General features: G+C 62.8%; 24 protein-coding genes and 1 pseudogene. 8 read left to right on the top strand and 17 right to left on the bottom strand.

Going from position 1 to position 19,802, the window contains the following annotated elements; genetic code table 11:
• Window positions 1-291: 291 nt before the first annotated feature.
• From AC1RKI_RS29705 to AC1RKI_RS29760, 12 genes are all read right to left on the bottom strand, one after another.
• Window positions 292-651, bottom strand: coding sequence for a CPCC family cysteine-rich protein (locus tag AC1RKI_RS29705; protein ID WP_197717930.1), 360 nt, complete (start codon window positions 649-651; stop codon window positions 292-294).
• Window positions 652-680: 29 nt separating this feature from the next.
• Window positions 681-887, bottom strand: a complete 207-nt coding sequence (locus AC1RKI_RS29710) for a hypothetical protein (protein WP_116328429.1) — start codon at window positions 885-887, stop codon at window positions 681-683.
• A gap of 70 nt (window positions 888-957) precedes the next feature.
• A complete protein-coding gene (locus AC1RKI_RS29715; protein WP_061959890.1) occupies window positions 958-1,272 on the bottom strand; it encodes a hypothetical protein in 315 nt (104 codons plus the stop codon).
• A 26-nt stretch (window positions 1,273-1,298) separates the two neighbouring features.
• Entirely contained in the window at window positions 1,299-1,625 is a 327-nt protein-coding gene (locus AC1RKI_RS29720; RefSeq protein ID WP_061959891.1) for a helix-turn-helix domain-containing protein, read from the bottom strand.
• A gap of 42 nt (window positions 1,626-1,667) precedes the next feature.
• Complete coding sequence (locus AC1RKI_RS29725) at window positions 1,668-1,856, bottom strand: hypothetical protein (protein ID WP_061959892.1); 189 nt, start codon at window positions 1,854-1,856, stop codon at window positions 1,668-1,670.
• A 524-nt stretch (window positions 1,857-2,380) separates the two neighbouring features.
• Window positions 2,381-3,010: an ATP-dependent DNA ligase gene (locus tag AC1RKI_RS29730; RefSeq protein ID WP_061959893.1), complete on the bottom strand. Its 630-nt coding sequence runs from the start codon at window positions 3,008-3,010 to the stop codon at window positions 2,381-2,383.
• Between the two features lie 13 nt (window positions 3,011-3,023).
• Window positions 3,024-3,245, bottom strand: coding sequence for a DUF2188 domain-containing protein (locus tag AC1RKI_RS29735; protein WP_061959894.1), 222 nt, complete (start codon window positions 3,243-3,245; stop codon window positions 3,024-3,026).
• A gap of 756 nt (window positions 3,246-4,001) precedes the next feature.
• Window positions 4,002-4,268: a DUF6953 family protein gene (locus AC1RKI_RS29740; protein WP_061959895.1), complete on the bottom strand. Its 267-nt coding sequence runs from the start codon at window positions 4,266-4,268 to the stop codon at window positions 4,002-4,004.
• Window positions 4,268-4,456: a YodC family protein gene (locus AC1RKI_RS29745; protein WP_084004284.1), complete on the bottom strand. Its 189-nt coding sequence runs from the start codon at window positions 4,454-4,456 to the stop codon at window positions 4,268-4,270. The genes AC1RKI_RS29740 and AC1RKI_RS29745 overlap by 1 nt, the downstream gene beginning before the upstream one ends.
• 179 nt (window positions 4,457-4,635) lie before the next feature.
• Window positions 4,636-5,226 carry a hypothetical protein gene (locus AC1RKI_RS29750; RefSeq protein ID WP_053821808.1) on the bottom strand — a complete coding sequence of 197 codons (591 nt, stop codon included), beginning with the start codon at window positions 5,224-5,226 and terminating at the stop codon, window positions 4,636-4,638.
• A 453-nt stretch (window positions 5,227-5,679) separates the two neighbouring features.
• A complete protein-coding gene (locus AC1RKI_RS29755) occupies window positions 5,680-6,162 on the bottom strand; it encodes a hypothetical protein (RefSeq protein WP_053821809.1) in 483 nt (160 codons plus the stop codon).
• A gap of 246 nt (window positions 6,163-6,408) precedes the next feature.
• Window positions 6,409-7,467 carry a DMT family transporter gene (locus AC1RKI_RS29760; RefSeq protein WP_053821810.1) on the bottom strand — a complete coding sequence of 353 codons (1,059 nt, stop codon included), beginning with the start codon at window positions 7,465-7,467 and terminating at the stop codon, window positions 6,409-6,411.
• A gap of 134 nt (window positions 7,468-7,601) precedes the next feature.
• Between AC1RKI_RS29760 and AC1RKI_RS29765 the strand changes: the two genes are divergently transcribed.
• From AC1RKI_RS29765 to AC1RKI_RS29795, 7 genes are all read left to right on the top strand, one after another.
• Entirely contained in the window at window positions 7,602-7,955 is a 354-nt protein-coding gene (locus tag AC1RKI_RS29765) for a hypothetical protein (protein ID WP_053821811.1), read from the top strand.
• Window positions 7,956-8,053: 98 nt separating this feature from the next.
• Entirely contained in the window at window positions 8,054-9,274 is a 1,221-nt protein-coding gene (locus tag AC1RKI_RS29770; protein WP_061959896.1) for a TolC family protein, read from the top strand.
• Window positions 9,271-9,825 (top strand): hypothetical protein, encoded by a 555-nt coding sequence (locus tag AC1RKI_RS29775; RefSeq protein WP_053821813.1) that lies wholly within the window; start codon window positions 9,271-9,273, stop codon window positions 9,823-9,825. Before AC1RKI_RS29770 ends, AC1RKI_RS29775 begins: the two co-directional genes overlap by 4 nt.
• A gap of 11 nt (window positions 9,826-9,836) precedes the next feature.
• Window positions 9,837-10,970: an efflux RND transporter periplasmic adaptor subunit gene (locus AC1RKI_RS29780; protein WP_053821814.1), complete on the top strand. Its 1,134-nt coding sequence runs from the start codon at window positions 9,837-9,839 to the stop codon at window positions 10,968-10,970.
• A gap of 8 nt (window positions 10,971-10,978) precedes the next feature.
• A complete protein-coding gene (locus AC1RKI_RS29785) occupies window positions 10,979-14,083 on the top strand; it encodes an efflux RND transporter permease subunit (RefSeq protein ID WP_053821815.1) in 3,105 nt (1,034 codons plus the stop codon).
• A 51-nt stretch (window positions 14,084-14,134) separates the two neighbouring features.
• Complete coding sequence (locus AC1RKI_RS29790; protein WP_053821816.1) at window positions 14,135-14,512, top strand: hypothetical protein; 378 nt, start codon at window positions 14,135-14,137, stop codon at window positions 14,510-14,512.
• A gap of 105 nt (window positions 14,513-14,617) precedes the next feature.
• Complete coding sequence (locus AC1RKI_RS29795) at window positions 14,618-14,752, top strand: YHYH domain-containing protein (RefSeq protein ID WP_099047658.1); 135 nt, start codon at window positions 14,618-14,620, stop codon at window positions 14,750-14,752.
• Between the two features lie 28 nt (window positions 14,753-14,780).
• On the opposite strand, the gene AC1RKI_RS29800 is transcribed toward AC1RKI_RS29795, so the two are convergent.
• The 4 genes and pseudogenes from AC1RKI_RS29800 to AC1RKI_RS29815 form a co-directional block, all read right to left on the bottom strand.
• Window positions 14,781-15,239 carry a chromate resistance protein ChrB domain-containing protein gene (locus AC1RKI_RS29800; protein ID WP_053821817.1) on the bottom strand — a complete coding sequence of 153 codons (459 nt, stop codon included), beginning with the start codon at window positions 15,237-15,239 and terminating at the stop codon, window positions 14,781-14,783.
• 47 nt (window positions 15,240-15,286) lie between these two features.
• Window positions 15,287-16,477, bottom strand: a complete 1,191-nt coding sequence (locus AC1RKI_RS29805) for a chromate transporter (RefSeq protein WP_053821818.1) — start codon at window positions 16,475-16,477, stop codon at window positions 15,287-15,289.
• A 22-nt stretch (window positions 16,478-16,499) separates the two neighbouring features.
• Window positions 16,500-16,877, bottom strand: a pseudogene (locus AC1RKI_RS29810) (chromate resistance protein ChrB domain-containing protein); the annotation flags it as partial.
• A gap of 149 nt (window positions 16,878-17,026) precedes the next feature.
• Window positions 17,027-17,419, bottom strand: coding sequence for a hypothetical protein (locus AC1RKI_RS29815; RefSeq protein WP_157779633.1), 393 nt, complete (start codon window positions 17,417-17,419; stop codon window positions 17,027-17,029).
• A 338-nt stretch (window positions 17,420-17,757) separates the two neighbouring features.
• Between AC1RKI_RS29815 and AC1RKI_RS29820 the strand changes: the two genes are divergently transcribed.
• Window positions 17,758-18,663 (top strand): hypothetical protein, encoded by a 906-nt coding sequence (locus AC1RKI_RS29820; protein WP_157779634.1) that lies wholly within the window; start codon window positions 17,758-17,760, stop codon window positions 18,661-18,663.
• Window positions 18,664-18,849: 186 nt separating this feature from the next.
• Here the strand turns inward: AC1RKI_RS29820 and AC1RKI_RS29825 are convergent, their stop codons facing one another.
• Window positions 18,850-19,425, bottom strand: a complete 576-nt coding sequence (locus AC1RKI_RS29825; RefSeq protein WP_061959899.1) for an ATP-dependent DNA ligase — start codon at window positions 19,423-19,425, stop codon at window positions 18,850-18,852.
• Window positions 19,426-19,802 lie beyond the last annotated feature (377 nt).

Here is a 19,802-nt window from a genome sequence, read left to right on the forward strand (position 1 = left end):
CAGGAGCCCGGTGCGCGAATCGCGCACGCCGGGATCTGTGCGGGGGGTGCCCAGTAATGGGCATTCCTACCGCGACAATCATCTCGCCCATAAGACACACACGTGCCTAAACTAGCACCGTATGGTACTAAGTAGCTATCTGATAGCTGCGTCGGTGCGGTTCCTGGGGGGGCGCCGGCATGCGGTGACGCACGGGCTTCGGCCAGGTTGCTTTGTCCGCCGTGCCGAAAACAACAGTTATCGGCAAAGGCGCCACCCATAAAAAAGCCGCCCGCGGGCGGCTTTACGGCGTCATAGCGTTCGCGCCGCCTGGGGGAACCGGCCGCGAGCTTCTGCCGGCAGCACATGCTGGAGCCACCGCGCGCTGGAGGCCCCCAAGCGGGCAAAGTTCTCGCGCGCCTGCCGCAACGTCAGGCCATGGTTGGCACCGGATTCGTGGTCCGGTTTGTTGAGTCCCCAGGCCTCATCCTCCCAGAAGCAAACCGGGCAGATTTCCCAATGGCCTTTAGTGTCCAACGTGAAGTAGTCGCAGCAGTCGCATTGGCATTTCATGTGGGTTTTGATCCCGTTATTCCCCACCCCGATTTCCCCGATTGGGGCGTTTTCCTCCGCCCGGTCGCATACCGGCGGCTCCCATGAAAAAGCCGCCATCGGGCGGCCGGCGGAATCGATTCAGGCGACTACCCCGCCTTCAATGCATCCCACTGTCGGATCAGGTTTTCGGAGAGGTCTAGCATCCGGTCGAAGTCCTGCATCAAGGCGGCGAACCGTTCATTTCCCGATTCTGCGGTCCCTACCATGGCCATCTGACCAGTCAGGACGGATATCTGTTGCAGGCGCTCGTTCACCAAGCGCATTTTTAGGCTGATTTCTTCTTCTTTGTTCATGGGCTTTCTCTGGTCCCGGCGGCCGGCCGGTGCGGGGCGCGGTGGCGCAGGTGCCCTGGGGGCGTTCTGTCTATCGGCCGCGCTTCAGCGGGCCGGCTTCGTTCAGATACGTTTCCAGCAGATCGCCGGCCGCCTGCAGCGTCGCGACTTCGACGCGGCACCAGTCGTAGTACGGGACGCCGGCCATCCTGGCGCGAAGGTCGGCAACCAGATCCAACGCGCCCGCGCGGGCATGCCGGTCGGTGTAGGCGTTCAGCAGCTCGATGGCGGCCTGCACATTGGCGGCATGGACGCGGCGCCAGTGCGGGCTCTCGGCGCCCGCCTCGCTGGCGCGCAGCCGGGCGATCAGATCCTGCGTGCCTTCGCGGGAATGCAGGTCGTCCATGGTATCTCCTCGCCGGCCGGGGCCGTTCACGTAATGTCCAGCTGCGCCGCATGGATGCCCAGCGCGGCCGCGATCTTTTCGCGCGTCGCCTTGCGTACCCGCGGGGCGTTTTCCTGCTTGGCGAAAGCCGGCTGGCTGATGCTTAAGCGATCGGCCACTTCCTGTTGCGTGAGGCCAAGGTGCTCGCGCCAAGCACGAATGGGTGGCACGTCATCAACTAGAACACGCGTGACCACGGCATGCGGCACCAAGTCCTTGTCAGTGTGGTGGCGCAGCGCCACATAGTCGGCATAGGGGATGACGGCAAAGGCGGGTCTTCCTTCGTTATCGGTGATGATTTGCACGCGATCCATGTGATAGTTCCGCAACCGCGCACGCGCCACGGCGCCGCGACGTCATGGTTTCCCGAGATTGTCACGGCGCTGGCCGCCTTGCCGCCTTGCTGCATCCTGGATGGCGAAGTCTGCGTGCTTCATTGCTTCCATGTCGTCGGCGCCAAGAACGCCTCGGAACGAAGCCACCAGGAACGCGGCGAAGCCTACGCCGACCAGAATTGCAATCCCTATTTCAATCGCTGTTTCCATCGAAATCCGTCAGTTCGTGAAGTGAAGGGTCGCCCGTCCGGATAGTGCGCGGCGAGTTTCAGAGATTTCCGCTTTCATGCCGGCTGTCTTGGTGTACGTCGGGCTCAGCCACCGGCCACAGGCAGGCAATACGAACTCAGCTTCCCCCCATTCAGTTCGATCCGCGGCCGTCGCCCCTCTTGCAGCCACCGTCGAATCGTTGGGGGGAGGTCTGGGTGGACGCCGTCACGCTGGATGCGAGCTAGCGCCCCCGTGCCGACCTCAAAAACGCCATTTCCGCATGTTGCGCAACGGTACGAGAACCCGTTGCCGCTCGGCAACTCGCCGCGCTCCGCCAACGCGGCGCAAAGTGGGCAAGGGGCAGGCTCAAGCGATCTCATGGGAGTCCTGTACGCACGGAGCGGACATCATCAAGGGACATTCACACATCTTATTGTCATTGCCGTGAGCGAGATAGCGTAGTCGGAAGCGCACTTCGTCGCAAGCACTTGCGGGGCCCGCGCGCGGTGCTGCACACCAGTGCATCAGATGGCCCGATGAAAGCGGCCGGGCGGAATGGCGCCGGGCCGCTTGATCTTGAGCCAGTCCGACGACCGGCCGCCGACATAGGGGCTGTGGGCGCGCTTCGCTACGATGCCCTCCAGCTGCAGCGCGACGGCCTGCTGGTAGAGCCAGTGGCCATCGTCCACAGTGCCAACGCACAGCATGCCGCGCGGCGGCTCGGCCAGAAGCTGCTGAAGCTTTTCGCGGCGGACCTCGATAGGCTCGGCGCGTAGGTCGCGGCCGCGGTAGACCAGCAGGTCGAACACGCAGTACACGACCAGGTCGTCGCCGGGCTGATAGCCCCGCCGCCTGGCGCGCCGGTGCAGCCGGTCGAAGTCCGGGCGGCCGTACTCGTCCAGCACCACCACCTCGCCGTCCAGAACGTGCGCGCCGCGCGGCAGCGCCTTGAGGCTCTGGACGACCTCGGCGAACCATCGGGATGCGTCCGCGCCGTTGCGGGTTCTCAGCGCCGCCGGCGACGTGCCGGCCAGCGCGCGGTAGCCATCGTATTTCAGCTCATAGTGCCACTGGCCCGTCCGCGGCAGCGTCTTGCGATCGCATAGGAGCATGGGCTCGAAGGCCGCCAGCGGCGCGGCCTGGGCGGGCGGCATGGGCACCTGGCCCTCAGCCTTTCGAGCGGGTGGGATCGTTGCCGAAGCTGTTGCGCAGGCGGATTTGGCCATCCTTGCCATGCACTAGCAGCTCGACCTTGTCGCGCTTGGCCGCGGCGGTGGCCGCCTCGATGGCCTCGGCCTGCGTCGCATGGTGCGAGCTGGCGCGCTGGCCGCCTTCGCGGCTCACGTCCCAGCCGCCGTCCTTGGGCACTACGTGGATATTTTTTCCCATGATCGCCTCCGTAAAGATGCGAATCCATTGTGGCGGGTAGGGCGGTGGCCACCATCCGGCTGTGTCCGACACCGCGAGTCATCATTGCATGCCCAGCAGGCGCAGGATGACCTCCAGCGCGCGGAGCAAATACACCGCAACTTTCAACAGTTCAGTCAGCATTTGAAGAAACAGCATGGCGTTACTCTCCTGGTGTGTGTATCAGAATGGGAACCACAAAGGCGGGTCGCCGTGGTATCCAAGGTGTGGCGTTCTAATGCCCGGCCATCTTTCTGCAGCCCACCGGGGGATTCCTCCGGGGGGGTTTCCAACGCACACATCGTAGTGACGCGATAGCAATTCGAGTCGTGCCGTAACCTGTGGCGGCGGCCGCCACAGCTCGCGCCTCGGCGGCACGGGCGAAAAAAAAGCCCACCGCGACGGGTGGGCTGGGGCGTCACGCGGTGACGCTATTTGTCATAAGAAGCATCTTGGGCGACGCGCTCGAGCGCGTAGGTGCCGGTGATTCCGTATCCATGTCCTCCGCCGGCGGCAATCGCAAGAAGCTGCGCGCCGCACGGCAAAGTCTCACTTACTGCTTCGTACCCCTCCCCAGATCGTTGCCCTTCCTGATCACGGCCGCCGCCTGCACGAACCATTGCCGGCGAGCATCCAATAGCCGTCGTGCTTGATCTCGTAGTGCCGGCTGCCGGTGTGGGGACGGCCTTGCGCTCACACAGAAGCATGGGGGCTCGGACAGCTCCGCGAGCGACTCGACTATCCCCGAGCTTCTCGTCCCGGCTCGTCCTCCGACACGCGAAAGCGCCAGTAACGATCTGGCTTGACCCAAACCACGGTCGCCTCAGTCAGCTTGCGGAAGGCCGTAAGCGCCTCTGTGCCGACGACCTGATTGCCGTCCGCATTTTCCTTCAACAGATCCTCGCGCTTGGCCTTCACAAGGTGGTCCACCACGTCGTCCTGGTAGATGCAGCCATCTCGACCCATCTGCTCAAGCATCCAGCGAGCGACATCGTTTGCAGTCATCACTGCGCCTCTGCCTCGACGGGCAGAATTTGAGCCTCCTTGAACCGGCCTTGCTCCAGCTTCCTTCCAGCGAACCAGTTGCAGTTGACGTACCCGTTATCCTCAACAGACTTGATCGTCATATCAGGGCCACCAGATTTCAGTTTGACGATGTCGCCTTCGTTGTTTTGCGTAATTTTGTTACTCACACACTGACGGCGTGACGCTGCTTGTCGCTTGCCTAGTAACAAATTTAGTTGAACAAACTTTGCAGAAAATTGTTACTCCGTTGAACGGTTCAACTTAAAGTGTTCTTTGGATGTACGGCGGCCATGTTACATCTTCAGTCTGTCAGGTAGCGTGCGAAGGGGCGTGTCTCCCCGGCAGGTTATTCGTCTGCCAGTTTAAACGTGCCGTCGCCGCTCGCAATAATGCGTTCTGACCTGATCAGCGACGCCAGTCCTTCCAGGACATCGGCTACTTCCATCTCGAGCAGCTTGGCGATTTGGACCGCGTGCAACTTCTTGACGCTTGCACTGACGAGGTCGAGAATCTGGCCTTCGGGCCCCGACTCATAAGGTAGCCAGCTCAGCCGGCGGTGCTTGTCTGCGGTCCTGTCAATCTCAGGTTCCCGCTCTCTTTGCCGTGCAAGAAGTCGGTTCCGCATTTGCTCGTCTTCTTCGGCACTGGCGCGCTGTCTCTCGCGCTCTGCCGCAAGCCGCTGCGGACCTTGAGCAATAAAGGCGTCCATCACCTCGATCGGTCCCTTTCGGAAAGGCACTCCTCGAAATGCGCCGTGCTCATATAGCAGCTGTCGCAACCGTTCACATCGATACGATTCGCTCTCGCAGACGTCGGGTAGGTATTGCGCCTGTTGTTCCGCCGGTATGTCACGGTAGTAACGGCCACCAATCATGACGTAGCGCTCGATGAGGCGGAGCAACAGGTCTTCTCTGCTTAGTTCGTCGGGGTTTCCCATTGCCGCTCACAATGAAAAGAGGGCTGGCTCATCGAGTTAAAAATTGTAACAAATCTGTGCAGAAATCGAGCGGGCGGTGCCGGTGAGCCGGCGGCTATCTGCGGCGCTGCACGCTCACTGGCGCGATCGCGATGACCCGCTCTGCTATGCGTTGGGTTATCTGCGGGGCGTTCGCGCGCCACGAACCAACATGGTCGCGACTGCTACGCAACCATCACACTATAGCGCGCGTGGCCTTCGGCAACTGGTGTGGCGGGCCATGTCCGCGTTTAACGCGTCTCTCACCCTCAATGAGCGTGACCTGGGTCAGTGGTCTGCGCACATACGGCCTGGCGATTTGTCGCATGGTGTCGTGGCACGGGCGCTACCCGAACGATTGCGCGGCAAAGATGGTCCGCTGCAAATTACCGTGCGACAGCGACTTCGGCGCTGACTGGACGAGGCCGTCAGCGATCAGGTGTCATGCTCGGCGAACAGTTCCAGCCAGCCCGCGAGCCGATGGGACTGACACGCCTGCGCTAGTTGCCCGAGATTCCGCCAGAGCGTTGTGAAGGGGAGGTGTTGCTGGTTAGCGAGCTGCTCGATGGCGAGAATCAGCAGTGAAAGCGGCGTCTCATCCAGCAGGTGCCCGAGATGAGGGAACCACTCGGACACCACGCGGCCTTCGGCCAGCATGGAGGCCAGCACGTCCGACGGCAAAGAACCGCGGTAGCTGACGCTAGCTGTGCGGGCAGCCATGTCGAGCCAGGGGCGCGGTGCCAAGGGTTGCAGCGTCGAGATGTCGAGTCCTAACACGCGCACAATGCCGAGCGGGTCATCGGGGTCAGCAGCCACGGCCAAGAACCTCGCTTGGCGTGCGGACAGCTGCAGCGCCATCCGGCGCGCCGTCACCGCAGCCTGTTGCGCCGGCGTCAGCGCGAAAACGAAGTTAGTCATGCCAGTTAAGCGGTGAGGGTAGCCATAGTATTACAGGTCCGTCACGCTGCACCCACCGTTCCCCGTGGGCTGGTACCTTGGTTCCGAATCCGCCCATACAGTGGGGCTGTGCGGGTTGGGCGAGGCGGCCCAGGCGCGATGTAGCCGCGCCGGTTCGCTTCTGTGGGGTGGCGCACACACGTGCGCCAATATGGCGTTGATCCACGCAGCGCCGCATAGCGACTTTTCGGCGGGTTCGAACGTGTCCTAATGGCTGTGCCTATGGTGCGTGTCCGGATAATGCGGATGCCGATGGATCAGCACCTCATGCCGATGCCAATGGCGGTGCGGTTCGGCCCCTTCCCACGGAAAGTCATGCTCATGTTGATGGTGCGCGTCGTGCCGGTGGGCATGGCTGTGCTCGAGCGGGTCATGGGTATGCTCATGCTCGTGCCGTTCCCGGAGGTGCAACCAGATGCCGAGTGCCATCAAAGCTGCGGCAAGCCAGAACGTGACGCCTGGCACGTCGGGCCATATCGCCAGCGATATGACGACGCCAAATACCGGCGCAATCGAAAAATAGGCGCCGGTCCGCGCAGTGCCCAGCCAGCGCAAGGCTATGACGAACAGGGCGAGACTGACGCCGTATCCCGCGAAGCCCACGACCATGGCAGCCAGTGTGCTCGCAAACGGCGGCAGATCCGCGCCGGTGGCAAATGCCAAGCTTGTATTGCAGACGCCGGCTACCAGTCCCTTCAGGCAGGCAATGACCAGCGCGTCGTTGTTGGAAACCTTGCGTGTGAGGTTGTTGTCGACGGCCCAGCAAAGGCACGCTGCCACGACCAGAATCGCCCCCGATGCGAATCTGACTTCGCCCGGCTGCCACGAGAGCAGGAGCCCGCCCGCCACGATCGCGACCATCCCTAGAACGATCTGACGATCGGCGTTTTCCTTGAAGACCACCCAGGCAATCACGGCGGTCAACACTCCTTCAACGTTCAGCAGCAGCGACGCGGTCGCGGCGCTTGTCTCGTTCAGGCCCGTCATCAATAGGGCCGGGCCGGCGACGCCCCCGGCAATAATCGCGGCAAGCAGCCACGGCCACTCTGCGGGGGGAATGGCAAGCGTGCCGCCTTCGGCGCTTTGACGCGCACCAAAGAGTCGGCGGGCACCAATTGCGATGAGCAGGCCGATTCCGCTGCCCAAGTAAAGCAGTCCCGCCAACATCAGCGGCGATATTCCCCCGGTCAAAGCCTTGGCCAGCGGAGTGCTGGCTCCAAAAAGTATCGCGGCAGCGAGCGCCGGGGATGCTAAGCGTAGTGACATGGCGTATTGCGGTTGGCATAGCGGAATGGCATTGTCGCGCGCATCCGACAATTGAGGCGACCAGGTGATTGGGCGGCCCTTTACGCGGCAGGGGTGCGCCAATGACGCCGGCATATTCCTGTAGAATCCGGCGCATGTCGCGAATTGTTGCCATCCTTTTGATGCTGATGCTCCCGCTGCAGGCTCTCGCTGCAGTGGAGCGGCAATTCGCGCATGCGTCCGGCCCGGTGCTGGACCATATGGTTGTCCACGCCGAGCACGTGCCGCATCATCATGACGACGATGGCGATATCCACGAGGACGACTCCAGCGCCTCGGCGTCACACCAGTTGGACTTCGAGCTCGCCTCGAACCTCTTGGGAACGGTAAGCCTGGCTTACTCGCTTCCCGTCCTGCCGCCGCGTTACCAGACGCCCCTGTTTGACGGCGCTGTGATACCGGATCCTACCGGCACACCACCATTACGCCCACCTCACGCTCCTGTCTGACGACGGGGTAGCGTTCGTTTGTTCGTCTGCTGCGACGCCTTTTTACGGGTCGCGCCCCGTCGCATTGCTTCTTCAAGCCATTCGCGTTGGGGTTTTTCATGCAGAGATCATTTCTACTTCTGGTGGCAGCGCTCGTGCTGTCGCCCCTTACATACGCCCAAGCGCCCGCTGAGCGATCCGCGCCAGCGGACCTGCAGTCCCTGTTCGAGGTCGCATGGGAGCGTTCGGTCGCGCTCCAGACGGCCGAGGGGCGGCGACAGGAGGCCGCTGCAAGTCGTATTCAGGCGGATTCGCTGATCGCCGGACCTCCCGTCGCCGACCTGCGTCATCGTGGGGACCGGTTCACGGACGGGCGGGGCGTTCGAGAAAGCGAAGTCGCGCTTGGCGTGCCTATCTGGCTGCCGGGTCAGCGAGCGGCGAGGGGCGAGCTCGCTGACGCCCAGCTGGCGGAGGCGGATGCCAGAGCGAGACTTGCCAGGCTGGCCGTTGCCGGCGAATTGCGGGATCGGGTCTGGCAGCTTGCGGCGGCTGCGGCCGAGCAGGAAGTGTTGCGCCGACGCGTGCTAAACGCCACATCTTTGCGCGACGATGTGGCACGACGGGTTTCCGCCGGCGATCTTGCCCGGACCGATCTGCTGCTAGCGGATCAGGATCTTCTCGCCACGCGCGCGTTGTTGACCGACAGCCAGGCACGGATGACCGAACTGTCAACACGGCTGTTCCAATTGACCGGTGCCTCCGCGCTGCCGCTGCGCTACGAGGAGCGACCTGCCATGCCCGAGGCCGTCTCGGCCCACCCATCGCTGGAAGCCGCCGCCGGAGGCCTGCTCCGCGCGCAACGACAACTCGGGTATCTGCAGAAGTCCCGCCGGGACGCTCCGGAGGTAGGGGTCTCCTATCGCCGTGATGCGGCCGGTGGCGGCGCGCCGTCCGACCAGACCGTGGGCGTGTTCATTCGGATTCCGTTTGCGACGGACGCCCGCAATCTGCCAAGGGAAACTGCCGCTCAGACCGAAGTCATGACCGCACGCGCGGAGCGGGAGCGCATGGAGCGCGTGGTGCAGTCCGAAGCGGAGGCATCGCGACAGGCTCTCACGCTGGTGGAGCAGCAGCTCAAGCTCAGTGAGCAGCGCAGCGCGATGCTCGCCGAGCGCGCGGTCCTCCTGCGCAAGACCTTCGATGCAGGCGAAATCGGCCTGACCGAGGTATTGCGCGCACAAAACCAGGCGCTGGAAGCCGAAGCCGACGCAGCGCGACAGCGCGCGCGGCGCGGCGCTGCCATCGCCAATCTCAATCAGGCTCTGGGAGTATTGCCATGAATCGTTGCCTCATCGCGCTTGTGCTGCTGTTCGGATGCGGCCTTGGATACGCAGCCCCCGGCGCGCACGGCCCAAGTGGCGAACATCTTGACGCCCCGGCCGCAACTTCGGCCGGGACCACAAGGCCGACCATCGAAGCAAACACCGAAGCGTTCGAGCTAGTCGGGACGCTCTACGACGATGAGTTATCCATACTCGTCGATCGCTATGCGACCAACGAGCCAGTGACAGCAGGCACGCTAGAGGTCGAGCTAGGGGAAATCAAGGCGCAGGCCAAGCTGCATGCCGATTTGGGGGACTTTTCCTTCACCGATGCGGCACTGCTGAAGGCGCTGCAGGCACCGGGGCAGCATGCGCTCGTCTTTACGCTGGTTGCCGGCGCCGAATCCGATCTGATCGAGGGGCGTATCACCGTTGGTGGCGACGAACACGGCCACGACCACGTTGCCTGGAAGCCCTGGGCCGGCGCTGCGATCGCAGTGGTCCTCGCACTGGGGCTGTTCGTCATGATCCGCCGGTATCGCCGTCGGACTGGCGCGATGAACCGATAGGCCGACATCACATGAAAAACACGACATTCTGCCGGGCGCTGCTGGTGGCCGCCGCCGCGGCCCAATTCAGCGCCATCGTTCCCGCCTGGGCCGCTCCGGGCGCCCATGGTCCCGACGGCGAGCATCTTGACGGACCCGCGCCAACTGCAGCGGCCGGGCTCGCGCGGCTTCCTGATGGCAGCGTGCAGGTGCCCAAGCTGGCGCAGCGCCGGATGGCCATTCGTACCATCATGCCGCAAGCTGGCGAGCATCCTGTGTCGCTGGAGCTCAATGCGACTGTGGTGATGGACCCGAACGCGGGTGGCCGCTTGCAGGCCGGACACCCCGGCTGGCTTGAGGCGCCGCCGGGCGGATTCCCTGTGCTGGGCCAGCGTGTGCGAAAGGGCGACGTCATGGCGGTGTTGCGGCACAAGAACGAACCTTTCGACATCGGCAATCAGCAAGCTCAACTGGCAAACCTGAGCGCGAATTTGAAGCTCGCGCAACAGCGCCTGCAGCGGCTGGAGTCGCTGCAGGACAGCATCCCCCGCAAGGACATCGAAGCTGCACGCGCCGAAGTCCAGAGCCTGTCCGGTCAGCGCGCCGCCGTGGGAACCAGCCTGCATCAGACCGATGCGCTGCGCGCGCCGGCGAGCGGCATTGTCGCCTCGGCCAACGTCGTCGCAGGTCAAGTCGCCGCAAGTGATGACGTCTTGTATGAAATCGTCGACCCGACCCGCTTGATGGTGGAGGCCCAGAGCGCCGACGCCTCGCTCGCTGGCCGGATCCGGGATGGAGCCCTGGCAAACGTGCAGGGCGGGGCGTTGCAGTTTGTCGGCGCGGGCCGCAGCTTGCGCAACGGCGCGGTACCGCTGACGTTCCGGCTTGCCGGCCAGACGTCGCTCCCTCTTGCGGTCGGGCAACCCGTGACCGTCGTTGCGCACCTGACCGACACGGTGAAGGGAATTGTGCTGCCAAGCGAAGCGGTGGTCCGCGGGCAGAACAATGAGACCAGTGTCTGGATCAAGTCCGGGACCCAGCGCTTTATCGCACAGCCCGTCCAGGTACGTGTCCTGGATGCGCGCAATGTCGTCGTGGTTGACGGTCTGTCCCCCGAGAACCGCGTGGTGGTCAGCGGTGCCTCGTTGATCAACCAGATTCGGTAGGGGCGGGCATGTTCAACTGGATAGTTCGTGCCAGCCTCGGCAACCGGCTGGTGGTGCTGGCCCTGGCTACGATTTTGATGGCGTTCGGGGCCATGACGGCCTGGCGTACGCCCGTGGATGTGTTTCCGGACCTCAACAAGCCCCTGGTGACGGTGATCACGGAGGCAGGCGGCATGGCGCCCCAGGAGGTCGAGTTGCTGGTGTCCTTTCCCATCGAAACCGCGCTCAATGGCATGCCTGGCGTGACGCGAGTGCGTTCGGTCTCCGGCGTGGGACTGTCGATTGTCTATGCCGAATTCGATTGGGGGAGCGACGTCTATCGCAACCGGCAATTGGTGTCGGAGCGCCTGGCGCTGGTGCGGGAACAATTGCCCGGTGGACTGACGCCCATCATGGGGCCGGTTTCGTCCATCATGGGCGAGATCATGCTCATCGCCTTGCCGATCGACGCTCAGAGCGTCAGCCCGATGGTGGCACGCGAGTACGCCGATTTCGTTCTGCGCCCGCGGCTGCTGTCGGTGCCGGGCGTATCACAGGTGATTCCCATTGGCGGCGAAGTCCGTCAGCTTCGGGTTGAACCGGACACTGCACGGATGGCGCAGTTCGGTATCTCGCTCGGCCAGTTGTCCGACGCGCTGCGGGACTTCGCCAGCAACAGCAGTGGCGGCTTCATCGACCTGAACGGCCGGGAATATCTGATTCGCAACCTGGGCCGTACGACGCGCCTGGATGATCTCGGCGGGCTGGCCGTCGCATATCGCGATGGTGCCCCGGTGCTGCTCCAGCAGGTCGCCAGTGTGCGCCATGCCCCCGCGGTCAAACGCGGCGACGCCGGGTTCAACGGCAAGCCGGCCGTTATTGTCAGTGTGCAAAAGCAACCGGACGCCGATACCGTCAAGCTGACACGCGAACTGGAAGCGGCGCTGGCCGAGCTCAAGCAGGGCATGCCCAAGGGCCTGGAAGCGCCGCGCGTGCTGTTCCGGCAAGCGGATTTCATCGAGGCTTCCATCGGTAATGTGGTTGAGGCACTGCGCGACGGCGCCATCATGGTCGCGATCATCCTCTTTGCCTTCCTGCTCAGTGCTCGCACGACCGCCATTTCTCTGATCGCCATTCCGCTGTCCCTGGCCGTGACGGCGCTGGCCTTTCACGTGTTGGGCCAGTCGATCAACGTGATGACGCTGGGGGGCTTGGCCATCGCCATTGGCGAATTGGTCGACGATGCGGTGGTCGATGTGGAGAACATCCTGCGCCGGCTCAAGCAGCGCAAGACCATGACGGAGGCGCCTGCGGTACTGGAGACGATCTGGCGCGCGTCCGTGGAGGTGCGCTCGGGCATCGTCTATGCCACGTTGATCGTCGTCCTGGTGTTCGTGCCGCTGTTTGCGCTACCAGGCATCGAGGGCCGGTTGTTCGCGCCATTGGGCGTGGCCTATATCGTGTCCATCCTTGCGTCGATGCTGGTGTCGATGACCGTCACACCGGTGCTGTCCTACTACCTGCTTCCCGGCATGAAGCGCCTGGACCATCCCGATAGTCCCTTGGTGCGATGGCTCAAGCGGGTCGATACGCGCGTGCTGAACTGGTCGTTTCCGCGTGCCCGGGTCATTCTCGCTGGCGCCGGGATCGCCGCGCTTATCGCGGCGGCATCGATACCGTGGCTTCCGCGGGCCTTCCTGCCGGCTTTCAACGAGGGCTCGCTGGTCATGTCCCTGATGTTCAATCCGGGCACATCGCTGACGGAGGCGAACCGCATGGGCGCCTTGGCCGAATCGCTGATTCGCCAGGTACCGGAAGTCACGCAGGTGGGCCGCCGTACTGGCCGCGCGGAGCTCGACGAGCATGCCGAAGGGGTGCATTCGTCCGAGATCGATGTCGACCTGAAGCGTTCCGATCGCAGCCGCGAGGAAGTCATGGCCGCCATCCGCGCACAACTCTCCTCGCTGCCTGCATCCGTCGCCATCGGGCAGCCGATCTCTCATCGCCTGGACCATCTGCTGTCGGGCGTGCGGGCGCAGATCGCCCTGAAGATCTACGGCGACGACCTCGATACCCTGCGGGGCTTGGCGGAATCCGTCCGCGGTCGCCTGGCGCAGGTGCCCGGCCTGGTCGACATCACGGTCGAGAGACAGGTATTGATTCCACAGGTGAACGTGCGCCTGGATTATCGAAAGGCCGCGCAGTATGGCATCACGCCCGGCGATGCGCTGGGCGCCATGCAGACGCTCTCCGAAGGCGCACGGGCATCCCAGGTTATCGAGGGCGTGAGACGTCATGATCTCGTTGTGCGGCTGGCCGAAACGCAGCGCACGCCACAGGATCTGGCGCGCATCATGATCCAGTCGCCACGCGGGCCCGTGCCGCTGGCCGCCATCGCATCGGTGGAAGAGGGCGATGGCCCCAATCAGATCGGCCGGGAAAATGGCCGGCGACGAATCGTCGTCTACGCCAATACCGACGGCTCCGACATGGGCCGCATCATCGCCGGAGTACGGGGCGCGGTCGCGCAGTCCAGTCTGCCGGGCGGGTACTTCGTCAGCATCGAGGGGCAATTCCAGGCGCAGGAGCTGGCTACGCAGCTGATTGCTCTCCTGGCCGTCATGTCATTGGCGTTGATCTACCTGGTGTTGTATTCCCGATATCGCGCGCATCGGCTGACGCTGATCATCATGGCCAACATACCTTTCGCGCTGATTGGCAGCGTCATTGCGATGTGGGCCGCGGGCCTGACGTTGTCCGTCGCATCGATGGTCGGTTTCATCACGCTGACCGGCATCGCGACGCGCAATGGCATTCTCAAGGTCAGCCATTACATCAATCTTTGCCGGCTCGAAGGGGAGTCGTTCGGCATGCCGATGATCGTCAGAGGCTCGCTGGAGCGTCTGACCCCGGTGCTCATGACCGCTCTCGTGGCGGCATTCGCTCTGACGCCGCTATTGGTGGCGGCCGATGCGCCCGGCAAGGAGATCTTGCATCCGGTGGCCGTCGTGATCTTCGGGGGGCTGGTCAGCTCGACCTTGCTGGACACCGTGCTGACGCCGCTGGCGGTATGGCTGTTCGGGCGTGAATCCATCGAAGAACTCGCCGGCCAAGCCGGCACGCACGCCTATTGAAATGGGTCAGGGCGGCGCCCTCGAGCCGCCCACTGTTTTTTGGAGTGGACTATGAACCAACGCATTGCCGCGGCGCTGGCCGCAATCTGCATCTCGATCTCGGGCACGGCGATGGCGCACGGCGCTAAGCCGGCGCAGTACGGCGGCGTCGTGCAGACGGCGAGCGATATGCAGTTCGAACTGGTGGCAAAGGACGGCAACGTCAGCCTGTACGTGGACGACCATGACCAGAAGAAGTCGGTCGCGGGCGCGAGCGGCAAGCTGACGGTGCTCAATGGCAGCAAGAAGAGCGAGACGGCGCTCAAGCCCGCGGAAGGAAATGTGCTGGTGGGCGCCGAACAAATCGCCGTGGCTCCCGGTGCGAAGGTGGTGGCAAATGTCGCCTTTGCCGATGGCAAAACCGTAACCGTCAGGTTCGCGGTGAAGTAAGCCTCCGCGCTTGAGGAGGTGGCCATCCCTCCTTGCGAAGGGATGGCCAAATGCGTCTTCGGTGCTACCTTACCGTCAAATCAACACTAGACGGACGGAGACATCATGCTGCGCAGCGCCATTGTTCTTATCTTTGCGGTCCTCGGTTTCGCGTCTACTGCGGCGTGGTCGCATAGCGGCGGCACCGATCGAAATGGCTGCCATATGGACCACAAGACTGGCATTCGACATTGCCATTGATCTCGCAGCAGGCTGCCAGCTGCTGCGTTCAGATGCGTTGCGCTGGTGGCCAGTTGTGCGTCTCCGATTGGCAATCCCTGCACCAGGCGTACAGCGCATCGTAGAGAACCATGCCATGGCGAAGCATCTCGTGATCGTCGGCAAAGCGCCGCGATAAACCGAGCGAGATGGCATAAAGTCCCGCCGACTGTGGCGTGAGGTCCAGCCTCGATGTGTCCGCGCCACGCACGATGGCGGCAAGCTGCTGCAGGGCCGGCTCGGCTAATCCGTACTTATCGAGAAAGGCATCGAAGCTGCAATGGTCGCCGACATGCGACAACTCCACATCGGGCACATCATATGGAACGGCGCCAGTGCTTTGTGCAACAGCCAATACGTCGGCCGGCGGCACATACAAAAACTCAGGCGTCTCATCGATATAGCGGGCGATCAGCCAAGGACAGGCAATGCGGTCGATCTTTGGCCTTTCGCGGGTGACCCATTTCATGGTCGTCTCCTCATGGGTACGGGTGCCTGGCCGCCCGCATCAGGGTTTCAGGACCGCAGCAGCGGATACACCAGGAGACCCACTGCCGCGGCGCCAGCGACAATCGCCGGTTCCGGCAACTTCTTGAATCGCCAAAGCAGCAGCACGGTCACGATCGCCAACACCAGTGTGGGTGCATCGATAATGGAACGTTTAGCCAGCACAACGACGGCGCCCGTGATGGCCCCGACTGCGGCGGCTGTCACGCCGTCCACGAAGGCGACAATGGCAGGCAGCTTCCCGTACTTCTTGAAGTAGGGCGCCGGAATCACGGTGAACAGATAGCACGGCAGGAAGGTGGCCAACGAAGCGACGATGGCCCCGGGAAGCCCAGCCACCAGATAGCCGATAAAGCCCACCGTGATGACGACGGGACCCGGCGTAATCATCGCCACCGCTACCGCATCGACGAACTGCTTTTCGTTGAGCCATTGATGCTCGGTCACGACGCCGCCGTACAGGAACGGAACGATGGCAAGGCCCGAGCCGAAGACGAAGGCGCCAGCCTTGGCAAAGAACAACCCAATCTGCGTCAGCAACGGCAAATCGAAGTTGGTCAAAATTCCCGAGCCCGGCGCAATTTGCCACGCAGCAGCGATCGGCATGCCACCTTGTTTGAACCACTTCGGCGGCGCGCGCCAGAACCACACGAGGACGCCGGCGGCAATGAACAGCCACGCGATCTCTGATTCCGTGATGATGGTGACCGCGACCAGGACGGCATAGATGGTCCAGAGCAAGGGGTCACCGCCAACACTCTTGCGCGTCAGCTTGTACGCACTGATCGCGATAATTCCGATCACCGCGGCACCCACGCCGTAGAAGACCGACTGCATCCACGTCAGGCCGCCAAAGCGCACGTATGCCCAACCCAGCGCCAACACCATGAGGAAGGACGGAAGCACAAAGGCGATGCCGACCAGGGTCGCGCCGGCAATACGGTAGTGGACAAAACCGAGATAGATGGCAAGCTGTGCTGCCAGCGGGCCGGGCGCCAATTGGGCCAGGGCCAGTCCTTCCTTGTAGTCGGCCTCGGTGAACCAGTTGCGCGACTCGACAAGGTCGCGATGCATATAGCCAGCCAACGCCACGGGGCCGCCAAAGCCCAGGGTGCCCAGGCGCAGCATGTACGCCACCAGTTGCCACAGGGTGTAAGACCCCCCTGAGGGGGACGGAACGGTAGTGCGATCGGCTTTCATTGGTGCATAGGTAAGTGAGAGATCAGCGCTTGGGCCGGGTGCTGAAATGACGATGCAACGCGCTCAGAACCGGTATGCCTTCGGCGAGCAATTGGTCGTCGTCCCGAGCGGTCTGCCGCAGCCCTGACAGCATCGCTTCGAGACCGGCGGCCTCCGCGGGCGGGTCCCCGCCGACATCCAGGGCATGGACGATCGCGGCGATGCGGGCAAGGGCGCGGTCTTCCTCCAGCCCAAAGCTGGCCAACAACACCTCGAAACTGACGCGCTGGCCCACGTGCGTGAAAGCGGCACCGTCGAAATCGAATCCAAGCGCGTCATCGGGACACGCCTGCGGATCAGCAAGCCAGAGGAATGTCGCGTGCGGATCAATGAAGCGCTGAATCAGCCAGGCGCACACGATCGCCACTCTCGGTCGCTCGGATGATTGGGGCAGGGTAGTCCGGCCACGCTTCCGATCGCCATTCTCCGGCGGGCGGTTCGACGCCAAACACGTCTCGAAGCAATTGCCGTTGCACCGGCGCATAGTTGACGCACATCGCTACCCTCCATTTAGACGTCAGGTTTCCGCCGGCCGCGCACCACGTCGGCTGGAATGGGTGTTTCCATCTCCTCGCGCGTGATCGGCCGCATCAGCCACGCTTGCCGATATTCCTTCAGTTCGAAGTCAGCGCGCTCGAATCCCGTGACGATCAAATCGTCGGCGGTCATTCTGACGATCTTCGCGTCGTACAACACTCCGAGTTCTGCGACGTCTTGGTGCTGGCTGTAGAGCATGATGGCATGCGGTATGACGCGGTGCGCCCCCTTATCCATGCGGTCCTCTATGACCACTTGGCCGCGCCAAAGCAGTTGCCCGCCCCACCATCCGCGGTGTAACCGGCGACCTTCCAGACAGAGTTTCATGACTTCGAATAGCATACCTGTATAAATATACAGTGCCAATCAAACACTCGACAAGAATTCCGATCTGACCTGCTACGGCAGGCGGCGGCCTGTCTATATCCCCCATGTGGTGGGATGACATTACTGCACTTTTTAATCCAAAATGCGGCCATCGTGATTGACCCCACGGTGACATCCAGCCCGCGTACCCATCCGCGGGCATTTTTTTGCACACTGGTAGCCAGTGGGTCCCCCACGTGGCCATCTTCTTGACTCCCGCGACCGGCCGCTATGATGTGGCCGTCATGCTGGGAGCACACAGACCACAGTGAAACGGAGCGCGAATTAGCTGGACTGGGGTCTAATACAGCGCAACAAGAAAGCACGGGAGGGCGCCGGTGGACTTTGATCAACTGGACGAGATGGCGGAGCCACTTACCAACCATTGGGCGGAAAAGCTGGGCAAGGATGTTCATGAGCTTGTCTCCCCTGTCTGGGAAGGCTCAATCCTTCCCTCCTTGAAGGAGAAGGCGCGTGCGGACGGCTTGACCCCCGAACAGTTTCGAGACAGTTGCGTTCGCGCCATCCGCCTAGCCGTGGATCTGTTTGACGCGCTGCATGACAACGCACAATTGAGCTTCACGCCAGCGACCGAGAAGCCGCGCTTCTATTGGATACACCAACGTTTCGACATCTTGAGGACGAACGATGCGAAGAGGGGGATCAGCATCCAAAAGGACGCGCTGGTGGGCGCGGCGGCTGAATATCTAGCCCACCCGGAGATCCGCACCAACAAGTTTGACTGGTTGTTGCTGGATGCTATCGTGTTCGCGGAACTGGATGCCTTCGCGAACTACGTTATGGGCCAGAAGTGGAGCACAGGCCTGGCAGCAACCATTGCTGATGGACACCAGCCCAAGTACTTCGCAGTACTGGCGCTGTTTAGGGTGGTCGGCTTCGCTTTTGAATACTGCTTAACGCCCGCACTCGCGTACCTTGCGTTTTCTCGCGGGCATGAAACTATGGGTTGGCTGCTTACTGGGTTCTGGGCATTCGGCCTTTTGTGGAAGCTCGTCGGCCTTCCTGTTCGATGGAAAGCGCGACGCAAGAACCGTGAGCTCCTGACTCGGTTGCTGGACGTCTACCAACTCCTTGGCAATACTACGATTTCCCCGCGAATGCTAAAGGAAGCGTTGGATAAGGCCACAGCAGCCGGGGTGGTGCTTGATGGCGCTGTCTTCAGCATTGTTGACCGACTGCGTGCCCGCGACGTAACAGCCTTCGTTCCGACCCAAGTCGGCTAACGGCCCGCCGGGCAGACCGCGCGAGCGCTGGCGAAACTAGAACGGACCGGTCCTGGCTCAGCGTGACGGGATTGCACGCCAGTCCGGCGAATTCCGGATTTCCAGTCCAGCAAAAGCGAAAGTAGTCCAGCTAATTCCGTTTTTCTACAGGGTGGTGAGGTTCGGATCCAGCGAAGGGAGGGGCGCCTATAGCTCTCGCTTGAACGCTCCGTGATCATGCACGCCGGGGCGTTTGATTTTGAGCCAGTCGAGGGAGGGGCCGCCCACATAGATGCTCCCGGCGCGCTTGGCGACTATCCCCTCCAGGCGCAGCGCTTCCACGGCGGCCCAGGCGGCTCGCCCGTCATCGATACCGCTCACGAACAGGACGCTGGGCAGGCCGGCCACTAGGGCGGCCAGCCGCGCCTTGCGCGCCTCGATGGGCATCCCGCGTACGTCATGGCCAGCATGCACTAGGAGGTCGAACGCGCAAAACACCACGGGCGCCGCGCCGGCGTACCAACGGCGTCGCATGGCTCGCTCATGCAGCAGGACGAAGTTCGAAATGCCGCGCTCCATGACACAGACCTCGCCGTCGATGATGTGGTGCCCAGCAGGCAGGCCGGCCAGCGCGGCCGGTATTTCAGGGAACCAGGCCGTAGCGTCGGCGCCGCCGCGCGTGCGCACCTGGTCGCGCGTGGCAAGTGCCCTATAACCATCGTGCTTAAATTCGAAGTGCCAGGATCCACTGCGCGGAAGCTGGCGGGCAGGGCGCGCCAGCATGGGCGCGATATCGGGAAGCTGGAGAGCGGGCTCAGCTGGCTGCCGGCGTGGCATGGCGGGGGCTCCTGTCGCGTACCTTCAGTATCGCGCACCGCGTTCCTGGCAGCTGTCGTTTGTGTGCCTACAGCATGCCCGCGCCGCCTACCATCCTGATATCCGAATGAGCGGATTCCCATATCAGAGCGGGTGTCCCTAGCAGCAAGTAATCTGACCCATCAGATATTTAACATAAGCTTTATTATGGCTATCCGATAGCTACCAGATACCAGTCACCTTTGGCCTTGATGATGACGGCGGCTGTGTCGCGGTAGGAATGCCCATTACTGGGCACCCCCCGCACAGATCCCGGCGTGCGCGATTCGCGCACCGGGCTCCTG

The organism is Cupriavidus sp. GW822-FHT06G04 (assembly GCF_058799075.1).

Bases quoted from the DNA above. Each gene is read 5' to 3' on its own strand.
- AC1RKI_RS29705 (WP_197717930.1), bottom strand. From the start codon at position 651: ATGGCGGCTTTTTCATGGGAGCCGCCGGTATGCGACCGGGCGGAGGAA.
- AC1RKI_RS29710 (WP_116328429.1), bottom strand. From the start codon at position 887: ATGAACAAAGAAGAAGAAATCAGCCTAAAAATGCGCTTGGTGAACGAG.
- AC1RKI_RS29715 (WP_061959890.1), bottom strand. From the start codon at position 1,272: ATGGACGACCTGCATTCCCGCGAAGGCACGCAGGATCTGATCGCCCGG.
- AC1RKI_RS29720 (WP_061959891.1), bottom strand. From the start codon at position 1,625: ATGGATCGCGTGCAAATCATCACCGATAACGAAGGAAGACCCGCCTTT.
- AC1RKI_RS29725 (WP_061959892.1), bottom strand. From the start codon at position 1,856: ATGGAAACAGCGATTGAAATAGGGATTGCAATTCTGGTCGGCGTAGGC.
- AC1RKI_RS29730 (WP_061959893.1), bottom strand. From the start codon at position 3,010: ATGCCGCCCGCCCAGGCCGCGCCGCTGGCGGCCTTCGAGCCCATGCTC.
- AC1RKI_RS29735 (WP_061959894.1), bottom strand. From the start codon at position 3,245: ATGGGAAAAAATATCCACGTAGTGCCCAAGGACGGCGGCTGGGACGTG.
- AC1RKI_RS29740 (WP_061959895.1), bottom strand. From the start codon at position 4,268: ATGACTGCAAACGATGTCGCTCGCTGGATGCTTGAGCAGATGGGTCGA.
- AC1RKI_RS29750 (WP_053821808.1), bottom strand. From the start codon at position 5,226: ATGGGAAACCCCGACGAACTAAGCAGAGAAGACCTGTTGCTCCGCCTC.
- AC1RKI_RS29755 (WP_053821809.1), bottom strand. From the start codon at position 6,162: ATGACTAACTTCGTTTTCGCGCTGACGCCGGCGCAACAGGCTGCGGTG.
- AC1RKI_RS29760 (WP_053821810.1), bottom strand. From the start codon at position 7,467: ATGTCACTACGCTTAGCATCCCCGGCGCTCGCTGCCGCGATACTTTTT.
- AC1RKI_RS29765 (WP_053821811.1), top strand. From the start codon at position 7,602: ATGTCGCGAATTGTTGCCATCCTTTTGATGCTGATGCTCCCGCTGCAG.
- AC1RKI_RS29770 (WP_061959896.1), top strand. From the start codon at position 8,054: ATGCAGAGATCATTTCTACTTCTGGTGGCAGCGCTCGTGCTGTCGCCC.
- AC1RKI_RS29775 (WP_053821813.1), top strand. From the start codon at position 9,271: ATGAATCGTTGCCTCATCGCGCTTGTGCTGCTGTTCGGATGCGGCCTT.
- AC1RKI_RS29780 (WP_053821814.1), top strand. From the start codon at position 9,837: ATGAAAAACACGACATTCTGCCGGGCGCTGCTGGTGGCCGCCGCCGCG.
- AC1RKI_RS29785 (WP_053821815.1), top strand. From the start codon at position 10,979: ATGTTCAACTGGATAGTTCGTGCCAGCCTCGGCAACCGGCTGGTGGTG.
- AC1RKI_RS29790 (WP_053821816.1), top strand. From the start codon at position 14,135: ATGAACCAACGCATTGCCGCGGCGCTGGCCGCAATCTGCATCTCGATC.
- AC1RKI_RS29795 (WP_099047658.1), top strand. From the start codon at position 14,618: ATGCTGCGCAGCGCCATTGTTCTTATCTTTGCGGTCCTCGGTTTCGCG.
- AC1RKI_RS29800 (WP_053821817.1), bottom strand. From the start codon at position 15,239: ATGAAATGGGTCACCCGCGAAAGGCCAAAGATCGACCGCATTGCCTGT.
- AC1RKI_RS29805 (WP_053821818.1), bottom strand. From the start codon at position 16,477: ATGAAAGCCGATCGCACTACCGTTCCGTCCCCCTCAGGGGGGTCTTAC.
- AC1RKI_RS29825 (WP_061959899.1), bottom strand. From the start codon at position 19,425: ATGCTGGCGCGCCCTGCCCGCCAGCTTCCGCGCAGTGGATCCTGGCAC.